Origin of the sequence: Bacillus sp. UNCCL81 (assembly GCF_900112535.1) — a bacterium.
In the GTDB taxonomy this organism is placed as follows: domain Bacteria; phylum Bacillota; class Bacilli; order Bacillales; family Bacillaceae_G; genus Gottfriedia; species Gottfriedia luciferensis_B.
Genome location: NZ_FOMF01000002.1, coordinates 551,613 through 564,101, shown reverse-complemented (window position 1 = coordinate 564,101; position 12,489 = coordinate 551,613). Strand labels below are relative to the sequence as shown.

At 32.4% G+C, this 12,489-nt stretch carries 9 protein-coding genes; 3 read left to right on the top strand and 6 right to left on the bottom strand.

What is annotated here, in order from left to right; translation table 11 throughout:
* Window positions 1-85 precede the first annotated feature (85 nt).
* Complete coding sequence (locus BM319_RS02865; RefSeq protein ID WP_091021260.1) at window positions 86-484, bottom strand: DoxX family protein; 399 nt, start codon at window positions 482-484, stop codon at window positions 86-88.
* Between the two features lie 659 nt (window positions 485-1,143).
* On the opposite strand from BM319_RS02865, the gene BM319_RS02860 reads away from it, so the two are divergent.
* Window positions 1,144-1,929 (top strand): TMEM164 family acyltransferase, encoded by a 786-nt coding sequence (locus BM319_RS02860; protein WP_091021259.1) that lies wholly within the window; start codon window positions 1,144-1,146, stop codon window positions 1,927-1,929.
* 85 nt (window positions 1,930-2,014) lie between these two features.
* Here BM319_RS02860 and fabF read toward each other — a convergent pair whose 3' ends face one another.
* Window positions 2,015-3,247: a beta-ketoacyl-ACP synthase II gene (gene fabF, locus BM319_RS02855; RefSeq protein WP_091021258.1), complete on the bottom strand. Its 1,233-nt coding sequence runs from the start codon at window positions 3,245-3,247 to the stop codon at window positions 2,015-2,017.
* 107 nt (window positions 3,248-3,354) lie between these two features.
* Between fabF and BM319_RS02850 the strand changes: the two genes are divergently transcribed.
* Window positions 3,355-4,194, top strand: coding sequence for a helix-turn-helix transcriptional regulator (locus tag BM319_RS02850; protein ID WP_091021257.1), 840 nt, complete (start codon window positions 3,355-3,357; stop codon window positions 4,192-4,194).
* Between the two features lie 188 nt (window positions 4,195-4,382).
* Here the strand turns inward: BM319_RS02850 and BM319_RS02845 are convergent, their stop codons facing one another.
* From BM319_RS02845 to BM319_RS02835, 3 genes are all read right to left on the bottom strand, one after another.
* Window positions 4,383-8,336, bottom strand: a complete 3,954-nt coding sequence (locus tag BM319_RS02845; RefSeq protein ID WP_091021256.1) for a S8 family serine peptidase — start codon at window positions 8,334-8,336, stop codon at window positions 4,383-4,385.
* Window positions 8,337-9,222: 886 nt separating this feature from the next.
* Window positions 9,223-9,513 (bottom strand): SAV0927 family protein, encoded by a 291-nt coding sequence (locus tag BM319_RS02840; RefSeq protein ID WP_069032224.1) that lies wholly within the window; start codon window positions 9,511-9,513, stop codon window positions 9,223-9,225.
* 308 nt (window positions 9,514-9,821) lie between these two features.
* Complete coding sequence (locus BM319_RS02835) at window positions 9,822-10,388, bottom strand: GNAT family N-acetyltransferase (protein ID WP_175495538.1); 567 nt, start codon at window positions 10,386-10,388, stop codon at window positions 9,822-9,824.
* 170 nt (window positions 10,389-10,558) lie between these two features.
* Between BM319_RS02835 and BM319_RS02830 the strand changes: the two genes are divergently transcribed.
* Entirely contained in the window at window positions 10,559-11,359 is an 801-nt protein-coding gene (locus BM319_RS02830) for a formate/nitrite transporter family protein (protein ID WP_091021254.1), read from the top strand.
* 86 nt (window positions 11,360-11,445) lie between these two features.
* Here BM319_RS02830 and BM319_RS02825 read toward each other — a convergent pair whose 3' ends face one another.
* On the bottom strand, window positions 11,446-12,468 hold the full coding sequence (locus BM319_RS02825) for an NADH:flavin oxidoreductase/NADH oxidase (protein ID WP_091021253.1): 1,023 nt from the start codon (window positions 12,466-12,468) through the stop codon (window positions 11,446-11,448).
* Between the last annotated feature and the right edge of the window lie 21 nt (window positions 12,469-12,489).

The window sequence follows — 12,489 nt, the reverse complement described above, 5'->3', positions numbered from 1 at the left end:
TTTTTTTTATGAACAGATTCATTATTTAACTGCACAATTAAACTAATTAGAATTTATTTATAAAATCAATTTATACAGTGGTCAATTAGAATAAAAATGCATCTAACGCATATTTACCAGGTCCAATTAAAGCTATACCAATAGCAACTGACATCAATGTTAAGTTATATTCATATCCATTAGCTGTTGCCCATAAACCATTAGGTCCATGAACTTTAATAATTGCCATCAGCATTGTTACTGCAATCATTATTCCTGCAAGTGGTGTTAATAGACCTAGTGTAAACAAAATTCCACCGATCAGTTCTGCTAACCCTGCGAAAAGTGCAACAGTTACACCTGGTTTCATACCAATTGATTCAAACCATCCACCTGTTCCTTTCAATCCATGACCACCGAACCAGCCAAATAATTTTTGAGCACCATGCCCCACAAATAGTAAACCGATAACTAAACGAATAATTAATAAACCAATATTTATCATCTTAAAATCCTCCTAATTGTTATTTATCTTTAATTCGAGATAATATCTTAAAAAAATTACTGAATTAATTGTTTTTTATACATTGTTTCTAAGACAGAGATTGTGAAATATTTATGTTTTTCTTTATTAACTCATCAAAAAATTCTTTATACTATTGCTTTTAAAGTAAAATGAAAGATATTAGCATTTATTATCCATTATTCACACCTCCAAGTTGTTTCAAATTAAAATATCTTGAATATGAGATAATAATAGTATGAAAAAACTTTGTTGTCAATAATTACAGGAAAAATAATTAAACAATGTTAAACATACTAGATAAGATTCCTGCATTTTTAATTTAAGTTTAAACAAAAAATGAATTTTTGCCTTTCTCAATACTAAAATCAATACTTATTCGGTAAACGATTTGTCACTAATTAATAATGATCCCTTACCATTACCCTCAGTTAACATTTCTTTTTTCGGTACAAGTTTTATTACAAGTTCTTTCTAAAAATTTTTTGAATAAATCAATAGTAGGTATTGATTACTTGATGTCTTTAGTTTGATCGCTTAATGATACGTTTTTTGCTCAAACCAAATTACAATAATAAGTAATGGGGGTAAAGCGCGTTGAAAACAAGTGAATTTTACTACATGAAGGAAAGTATAGTTCAATGACCTTTCAAATGTGGAGTCCATTTCATTTTTTATTTATGGCCAGCCCTTTTCTATTTGTCACTTTGTTTTATTTTCTATTTAGGCGCTTTAACAATCAGACGTTACGATTGATTGGTATGGGTTTCTCGCTTATTGGGATTGCTCTTTTAGTTGGTCGTAATATCGAAATTTATCACAAAGTGAATCAAGTTTCACCTGAAGAAATCCCTTTACAAATTTTTCATTTTGCTAATTTTATTTTATTTTTTGCTTTTTTATATGAAAGTGAATTACTATTTTCAATTGCGTTTTGTTTTAACCTTCCTGCAGCTTTAGTAAGTATTATATTTGCAAACGGGCTTTCAAACTATCAATCTCTCCTAACATGGCAAGGAATCGCGTATCTTTGGGGGCATATGCTAATCGTAGGAATTGTATTGTGGGCATATTTCAATCATATGGTTGTAATTAATTTAAAAATTTCACGAAAAACAATGTCGCTCATTATTTTATTGTACATTTTATCAATCTTTGTAAATAATTGGTTTATGAAATGGATGGAGCCTTTTACATCTAATTACTTTTACACAATGGCACCCAAAAAAGGAACTCCATTAGCCTATTTTTACAATCTGGGTAAAGAAACAACAACTTTTGGACTTCATTACAATCTAATGTATTTATTGATCCTACTTTTAGTTGGGCTTTTTGTTGTATACCTCTTTTATTTAGTCTATCTATTTTTGAATTTATTTAAAAACAGTGCAGTGAAGAATATGAATGAACAAAATCCCATGAATTAGGTAGAGTATTTAAGCCTCTTAAAAATAAAGCCTCTTATTAAAAAGAGGCTTTGAGACAGTTAATATAAAATAATTAGGATAACTTTTAAACGTACTTTTTCAATACAATAGCAGAATTATGACCACCAAAGCCGAATGAGTTTGAAATACCAATGTTTAATTCTTTTTTCCTTGCCACTTGGGGTACATAGTCTAAATCACAATCAGGATCCGGCTGAGTTAAGTTGATTGTTGGTGGAATAATACCTTCTTGAAGACTTTTCACTAAAGCGATCGCCTCTACTCCACCTGCTGCGCCAAGCATATGACCAAGCATTGATTTATTTGCTGTAACTGGAATGTTATAAGCGTGTTCACCAAACAGTTTTTTTATTGCCAGCGTTTCAGATTGATCGCCTAATGGGGTACTTGTTGCATGTGCACTAATGACATCCACATCTTGTAATGCTATTTCAGCTCTATTTAATGCATTTCTCATAGCTAAAAACGCTCCTCTTCCTTCTGGGTGAGTTGCAACCATATGATATGCCTCAGAACTTGCTCCATAACCAATTATCTCACATAAGATGGGCGCATTTCTTTTAATCGCGTGTTCTAATGATTCTAACACTAAAACCCCTGCTCCTTCACTCATTACAAATCCATCTCTATTTGCATCAAAAGGTCGACTTGATGAGGTAGGTTCAGTATTGATGGACAACGCCTTTGCGTTACCAAAACTTGCTAAAGATAATTGAGTTATAGCTGCCTCTGTACCACCCGCAAAAATAACATCAGCTTCTCCGTTACGAATTGTATTGAATGCCTCTCCAATTGATGAATTTCCTATAGAACATGCGGTTACTGGTGATAAAGATGGACCAAGTGCACCTAATCTTATACTTATTTGAGCTGCTGCCGCATTTGATATCATCATCGGTACTAAACTTGGACTAACTCTCCCAGGTCCTCTCTCGTTTAATAAATTTACATTTTCGATAAATGTATTTATTCCTCCAATACCTGATCCAACATAAACGCCTAAACGTTCAAGATCAATTTTTTCTAATTGTAATTGTGAACTTTCTAAAGCTTGTTCAGCAGCTGCTAAAGCAAATTGACAAAAACGATCTAATTTTCTTGCTTCCTTTCTTCCCCATCTTTCTTCGGCATCAAAGTCACGAACAATTCCTGCTACCTTCGTTTTTATATTTGATACATCAATTGTATCAATAGCGGTGATACCTGATTTTCCGTTAATTAAGTTATTCCAAACTGTATCTACATCATTTCCAAGAGGCGAGATAACACCCATACCTGTAATAACTATTCTTCTCATTATAAGTTCTCCAATCGTTTTTTCTTTATTTTAACGCGTATTTATCCTATTACAAGTTGTAGTTTATCCTAGTATAATTTATACTACGTTGAGAAGGGAGTTATAAAATGAATCAAGAAACCCGACTTCAAGCACTGTCAGAATTTCTAAAAATGCAACGGTCTAAAATAAATCCGCAAATGGTTGGATTACCAGTTGGAAACCGTAGAAGAACGCCGGGCCTCCGTAGAGAAGAGGTTGCCGGGTTAGCAGGGGTAAGTACAACATGGTATACATGGCTAGAACAAGGAAGAGATATAACAGTTTCTAATTCCGTATTAGATGCCATTTCAGATGCATTACAATTAAATAAGGATGAGCGAAATTATTTATATGCACTTGCATTACCGGAAGCTGAAAAACGCTCATTTTCAAATGAAGAAGAAACAGTCATTAGTCCAGCCTTGACTAAAATATTAACTGAACTTCGGAACTGTCCGATCATTATTTCAGATCGAAGGTGCCATATCGTTGGATGGAATCAAGCAGCAGCTCACGTATTTTTAGATTTCGAACAAATTCCAAAAGAGGAACGAAATCTTATACATTTACTGTTCTCTAGAAAAGAATTTAAAAGTTTAGCAGTGAATTGGGAGCATTTTGTGAAAGGCTTTTTAGCAATTTTTCGAACTTATTACGGACAATATATGGGAGATCAATGGTACACTTCGTTTATTTATGAAATGGAACAAAATTTCCCTGAATTTCATGAACTCTGGAATGAGAGCGAAGTAAGTTCGGCCCCAGATGTTTTAATTGAATTTCGACACGCAAAAGCAGGAAAAATGCTCTTTAATTTAACTTCATTACAAGTACAAGGTAACATTGATTTAAGATGTAGTGTTTACACCCCTGTTGAAAATACAAATACTGAATCTAAGTTAAGAAAACTGATGAATAATGAGTAGATTTTCTTCTTTTTATATACTCATGGGGTTCTTATGAGGTACTTAATTTCTTATTTTCGCCTTTTTACTTACTCATGAAGCTCTAATGTGGTAAAATTTCACGTATTTAAACTAGTCTAAATTCAAAAAAAATCCCGATTACTCAAAAGAGCAATCAGGATTTTTTATTTTACTAATGCTTATACATATTATTTAACTAAAGAAAACTGAGTTAATTTAAATGAATCAACATTTATTAACTTGTTTGTTGCGGCACTAGATTTTGTACCAGTAGCAACAATCTTAATAGTGTGAGCTTTATTTGCTAGATTTTGTATATCGAATACATTTACTTTATATTTACGGCTTGAAGAGTAAAGGTCAATTTGCTTTATTTTTTTGCCATCAATATAAATATCTGCTCTACCCATATTCTTATCTTTTAAAGCATTTACAGTTATACCCGTACCACTAAAATTGTATTGAAGCGATCCAGTTGATCCTTTTGTTTGATTTATCGTGCCACCAGAAGCGCTCGTATAATTTAACTTACTCCAGTTTCCTGAGTATTTAACATTAGAATCATTGTTCTCTACTGATTTTGTTGTTTGCACTGAAATATTAATACTATATTGGCCAGAGCCTTTTACAGCAGAAGGAACGATATAGTACATACCAGTTTTTGTTGGTTTAAAGACAATTTTTTCAGTAGACGTTGTACTAGCAGACTTTTTCAATTCATTCGTACCATAAATAGTTGATGTACCAATGTTGTATAATGAAAGATCAAAGTTTGCATTAGTCGGACCAGTTAACGTAATTTCATATGTTTTGCCTGCTTCTAAGTTTTTAGCCCAAACATCTTTCAAGTCTTTTGCGTCAGTATTAAGACTGCCTTTTGCAGTACCTGATATATATATTCTTCCTTTAATATCATCATCGTTTACGTAACTAATTGATGTTGAATAAGGTGTCTCAGTTTTATCCTGTGTATTAATTACCACAACATAGTTGTACGTTTTTCCAGGTGACATAGCAGTTGTATCTGTAAATGTCGTTGTTGTAATAGGTGTTTTATTTATTTGTACATAATCAGTTTGTGACGACTCTTTTCGATAAATATTATATGATTCTGCCCATTTAGGAGCAGTCCATGAAATTACTGGATATTTCTTTGCAGTATCAAATGATGTTTTTAATGAAATTGGATTATCTTTAACAATAAATTTATCCAAATTGATTCCTGTAGCAGATTTTCTTGCCATTGGATCACTTTTACCAGTCCAAACAATTCTGATAGAGTGATTGCCATAAGTTGTAAAATCATATTTTAATAAACTTTGATTTGATTTCAACGTACTATTATAAAGCGATAGAGATGGGATCTTATTGCCGTCTATATAAACATCGGCAATTCCTTGTGTTGCATCTTTAAAACCTTGCCATTCAATGCTAGATCCAACAAATGAGAAATTAACTTCACCTCTAGAATTAAGTACTCCTGCCATTTCTTCAGAGAATTGCGGATTAATTACTGCATTCCATTCTCCATCTAACGTCACTGCGTCAGAATCATCTTCATACGATCCACCGAAATTTCCAGAATAAAGTTTGTAGTTTCCTGAACCACTGTAATCGTAGACATTTACAAAATAGATTCCAGTTCTAGGAGCGATAAAGTTAATCTTTTCTTTGGATGAATTTATGTTCTCTGAGTACGCAACCATACCATTCTTATTATTTACACTAGATGAGGATTCATTATAAACATACAAGTCAAAATCGCTTCCTGTTTGCCCGTTTAATGAGAATGTAATGCCTTGGCCTTCTTTTAATGATATTGCATAAACATCGTTTTTGTCTTTTGTAGAATCTAGACTTCCATTTAGTACACTTTTATCTAATGGAATACCTGGTGTATCATTGTCATCAAAGTTATCTAGAGTTGATGATTTAACAATATTTCCAGTGTCTACTAGACCTTTTAGTGAATCTAATTTCGTTCCTTTTGCACTTGTATATAGCTTAAGCATCTCAGGTGACATGTTTGGATGTAAACCTAGTAAAATAGCAGCCGCACCCGTAGTATGTGGAGTTGCCATAGATGTTCCACTATAATAATCATATGCTTGGGTATAATCAGAAACATATTTAGAATTAATGACTGTTTTTGGATCATTCGATGTTACATAATCAGCGATGTAGTATGGTAAATCATATCGGTTTACATCAAATTTAGTATCTTGATAGATTCCACCAGTACCTTCAACATTTAAACTTGGACCCATGTCTGAATAAACATTTAAATGTAAAGTATCTTTTACAAGCGATGATTTCTCTTGTCCACCAAGTACGTTTACACCAGATAATAATAACTTACCGCCATTAGTAAGATAATTTTTTAGTAATTCTGTATCTGATTTTGTTAAAGTAGTACCCTCTTCAGAGTTAATTCCAATACCGTTCCCTGTAAACCAAACTACAGCATCGTATTGTGATAAATCTGTACTGTTCATTGATAAAGAAGAATCAGAACTGATTGTAACCGTATTTACCGAAGAATACTTAGACAACAGTTTTTGATATGTCGGTAAATAGTTTTTAAAGATTTTAGCAAGTTCAGGAATAAAATCTTTTAACAAGTCTGCAAGATCATTTTCATCATCTTGAACTAGTAAAATTTTCTTATTCGTATCCGTTAAATCTAAATAACTTAATGCTTTATCAAAAGCATCCTGTCTTTGTTTTTCAGATATCTTTTCATATCCAATGCCATCAAAGATCGCTTTGTAATTGTCTCCAGCAATTTGAGCTGATGCTCCAGCTTGATCAATTTTTAATGCTTTTGTAATTTCATCGATTGGGTATTTAGGGACTGAACTCATAATGTCAACTCCAGGAGCAGCAACATCTACAGATTCAGCGCCATAATTTGAGAATGGTGCTAAATTTCCTTTATTATCAACTGCAGCAACGGATAATATATTAGAACTTTCAAAACTAGCAGGATAAGAGCCTTCTTCATCATTATCCATTCCGTCATTACCCGCAGCAGCTACAAATAAGCTATTTGAATTTGCAATTGCTTCTTCAAGTAATGGATCGTATTCTCCGCCACCCCAGCTGTTATTTGTGATTTTTACGCCCATACTTTTAGCGTATTCGATTGCTTCGATCGCATCTGCTGATGTTCCTCCATCAGGACCGATGAACTTTAATGGTAAAATCTTTACGTTAGGAGCAACACCTACTACACCTTTATTATCTGATAGATTTGGACCTTCTAGTGCTGCGGCAATTGTTCCAGATACATGAGTACCATGTTCATCTCCATCAAGTGCATCGTAAACAGTGTTATCATCGTTATAAAAATCCCAGCCATTTACATCATCAACATAACCATTATGGTCATCATCAATTTTATTATTAGGAATTTCTTTAGTGTTTTTCCAAATTTTTCCTGCTAAATCCGGATGATTAATATCCACGCCTGTATCGATTACACCAACTACTACTTGCGCTTCAGGTTTTGCAAGTTTTGAACTAAAATTAGTCCAGCTTTCAGGTGCGTCTATATCAATATCTTCTTTTCCTACACTATCATTGACCGTTTGTCCTTTATTATTAAGTCCCCATAATTGTTCATAATAGTCATTCGCATTATTGAAGTCAGAAGCGTAATATTTGTAGTTCGGTTGTACAGATTCAACATTTGGATCCTTTTTTAGTTTCGTTATGTATTCTGAAGTACTTTCGCCTGTTGGAATTTTTACTAACTCAGCATTTAAACTCTTTAATTTCTTAGAAGACTTTAAAGAATATTTTTTCTGTAGTGTAGTGATTTCCCCAGTAGTCACTTTCTTTTTATATTTAACGATTAATTCACCTGTTTGTTCATTATGTTTCGTTACTGATTGTTTATTTTTTAATTTATCTCTTAATTTTGTTTCAATTTTAGATTCTGCCTTTTTAGGGAGTACTTTACCACTTGCTTTTTGCACTTCCTTCATTTGGCTTTTTCTAAGGTTTTTACCAGAGTTTGTCTGATTAGCTACTGTACTATTAGCTCCTGTTACTGAAGCAGCTTGAACTGTTCCAGAATAAATACTTGAAAATAACAGGATTGTTGATACAGGTAAAGCTAAATAATTTTTTTTCTTCATTGTTGAGCCCCTTTTTTAATAGATTCAAAGATTATTAACTAGACAAACATATGTAACAACTAAACATTAATCCATTCATTTAAATGTAAGATTAGAATTATTTAATGAATGAAAACAAATGGATTAAACTTATATGTAGTTACATCATTTACAAATCAAAACTATCAAACCCCTCCTTTCTCTTGGAATTATTTTCTAGTAAACACTCAATAATACCTTTTAGATTACTCAAAAATAGAACTTTTGGATTTGATAATATGAATTTCCGAGGATTTTCAAGGTCTATTTACCTGTAACGTAATTAACAAAACAAGCGTTTTTACTCACTATTAATAGTAAAAGAGATATAATTGTTACAAATTCTTATTAATTGTAAGGTATTTAAAACAAAATTAATATACAATTAATTGTTTTTTAAGAAAAATAGTAAAATTTTCCTTATCCCTATTTTTTCCATAATTGTTTAAACAAAAAATTAGGGTAAAAACTAACCAATCAACAAAAATATAATTCAAATTTTACATACATCATAATTTAGAGTAAATTGGGGGATTTAAGCATGAATGAAAGAACATAAAAAAGGGCATTTCACTTAAAAATATTGTCATTTAAACGATATTTAAAGAGAATCCCAAGTTAATTTGAGGAAATATCAATTCGTTTTATTAAAAAAACATAAATTTTTTATATTGATTTTTTTTATAATTGGGGAAATTAATAGATTAAATGTTTATTTTGTGATGCAACTAAAATTATATGTCGAAATGTATTTTTTAATTCTTTGTTATAAAATAAAAAAGAGGTAGCAAAAAAGCAAACCTCTTCAAAAAAGTACTTTTAAATACAAAATAAAAAGAGCCTCCAAAAATTTGGAGACTCCCACTTTTTAATATTGATCACTAAACATTCGTTGATCCAAAATAGAATGAAAAAATGTTTCAATTTCTTTGATATCTTCAGCTGCAATGCCGAGCTTTTGATCCCAGTGTTCTGGATGGTCAATGTCTTCTCTGCAAAGTAATACCATTCTTCCACTTTGAATAGAGACAACCATTGCTTTACCTAGAAATTTTCCCGAAAAGATAACAGCAAAGTCGTAGCGATGGCTACCTGCAGCGATACAGTAATAATGAATGTTTTGGTTTTCCTTCTCTTCCGATATAATGTAGAAATTCATCCCTACCACTCCTTTTTTTTACCATAGTTTTTACTTTGAGCATCTTACACTTAAATCGAATGATTGCATCGATTATTAAATAGAAAGAGAGTATAAACTCCCTTTCTTATTAATTAGCTAAAATATGCCAATTTTCCTTTATTTTTATTGTTAAAATTTTGTGATAAATTAAAAATTATGTCGTAATGCATCTAATTATTTTCAAACTAATGTAAATTTGAACTTTTTTTAGATATTAAAATTATTTTCTATTAAAAAAAGATAAACAGTAAACTGTCTATCTTAAATTAAACAAAATGTTTATTTTACTAAATTAGCTTTGTGCAACCTTCTTTTGCAAATTCTTCTTCTAAGATTGCCAAACAAACATGATCATACCACTGATCTCTAATTTTTAAGTTTTTTCGATAATATCCTTCCTTCACAAATCCAACCTTTTCAAGGACGCGTAAAGACCCTAAGTTTTCTGGATTAACTTCTGAAGTCACTCGGTGGAACTTCAAATCTTCAAATGCAATTTTCAAAGCAAGTTTCAAAGCTTTCGTCATATATCCTTGGCCGTTAAATTTTTCCCCAATATGGTAACCAACCATACAACTTTGTTTAGGTCCTCGTGTAACAAAAATGAACTGTACTTCGCCAATTAAAGTAAATTCATTGTCTTCTTTAACAAAGATCGCAAAATCATATCTACTATCTTCTGCACTTTTTTCCATAAACTCTTTAATACTATTCATTTGTCCTTCAACTGTATAAAATTCTTCTTTCCTTAATGTAGGAGACCATTTTTCAAAGTGTTCTTTATTTTCTACATGTAATTGTAACTTTGCCTCTGCATCTTCAAATGTATAAGGGCGTACTATAACTTCTTTCAAATTAACCCCTCCAATAAACTTTTCTATATCTACTATTCGTTATCCATCAACTCATTAATAACAGTTGATTTAATTATACGGAAAATTGTTAATAATGAAATTTTACCATAAAATTTTACAAAAATGCTATTTCTTAAACATTTATGGACAAATTAAAAAGGGGTGATTTGATGGAAGTAAAACCGCTGTTAGAAGTTGAAAAGTTAGCCTTAAAGAAACAAAAAATATTTGACCAAAGCCATCTCCGCTACGTATTAAGAAGTATGCTTGCAAGTATGTTTATTGGTTTTGGGGTAATGGTAGCTTTTAAAACAGGGAACGGCTTTTTCTTAGTGAATTCTCCTGTTGCTTACCCAATTGCCGCATTAACATTTGGAGCAGCTATTGTGTTGATTTGGTATGGAGGTGGAGATCTCTTTACTGGGAATACATTTTATTACACTTATGCTGCATTGAGAGATAAAATGAAATGGCCTAAAGTCTTTGAGCTCCTGGTATATAGTTATGTAGGAAATGTATTAGGCGCATGTCTTTTTGCTTTTATCATTTATACTACTGGACTTTTTGATGCTCCTGACTCAAGTGCATTTCTATTATCAGTTGTCGAACATAAAATAGATAATTCTATTTTTCATTTATTCGCAAGGGGGATCTTGTGTAATTGGCTCGTGTGTCTTGCCTTTTTCATACCAATGTCTTTTGGTGAAACTGAAAATCTAACAAAAATTACTGCGATGATGTTATTTGTATTTTGTTTCTTTATGTCCGGTTACGAGCATAGTATTGCCAATATGTGCTCCTTTGCAATAGCACTTGTAATTGATCATCCTACCACTATTTCTGTATCAGGAATTATTCGAAATCTAATTCCCGTAACAATTGGAAATCTTATTGGTGGAGAATTTATGATGGCAGTTATGTACTATTTTGCAAACAAACCATTTTTTGATGAAGAACTAAATTCTAAATAAGACTTTGTTAGAAACTATCCAAGTTTTTTATAGCCTAATTAAAAAAGTACGCTGATTACTCAGCGTACTTTTCTATTATTTTATTCTTAATATGCTCTCTCATAAGGTTTTGGAGTCAAAGGTTTTCCATCAAGAAGGATTGAAGCTTCATTCGCCCAATAAGGATTGCTTAGCATTCCACGACCAACAGCGATTAAATCCGCTTCTTGATTGCCAAGTACAGATTCTGCAAGATTTGCATCATCTAATTTCCCAACTGCAATGACAGGGATTTCTACTTCTTTCCTAATTTGTTCGGCTAATTTGACTTGATATCCAGGATGAGATCCAGGTCTACCTCCTGAACCTATTGGACCTTCACCACCGGATGAAATGTGGAAGATATCCACACCAGCATCACGGAATGCTTTAGCCATTTCGACAGAATAATCTAGTCCATAGCCTCCATCCACGTATTCTAACGCAGAAATTCGCATTATAAGTGGCATGTCAGCTGGCATTACGCTTTTAGCTGCTTTAATAACTTCTTTTCCAAATAAAAATTTATCCTGTCCATATTCATCTGTTCTTTGATTCGTATAAGCAGATGCGAATTGGTGAATAAGATAGCCATGTGCACCATGAAGCTCAATCGTATCTACACCAGCAAGAACTGCACGCTCTACACCTTTTTTGAACTTTTCAACCATTTCTTTTACTTCTATAGTTGTTAACTCATGTGGAGTTTTTGAATTCTCGTTAAAAGCGTTCGGTGAAGAGGACACTGGAAATGGAGCATCTTCAGCTTTACGTCCTGCATGAGCAATTTGAATCGCAACTTTTGCACCATATTTATGGCATTCATCGATAATTCGCTTAAATGCCGGTATATGGTCATCACTCCAAATTCCTAGGCAATAATCTGAAATGCGGCCTCGATCTTCAACATTTGTCATTTCAATAATGATTAAACCCGTACCTCCGATTGCACGGCTAGTATAATGAACGAAATGCCAATCTGTTGGAATCCCATCTTTTAAGTGGACCGAATACTGACACATAGGGGGCATTACAACACGATTTTTTAATTCTAATCCTTTGTATTTGAATGGTTTGAATAAATTAGACATAGTCAACGTCCTCTCACAAAC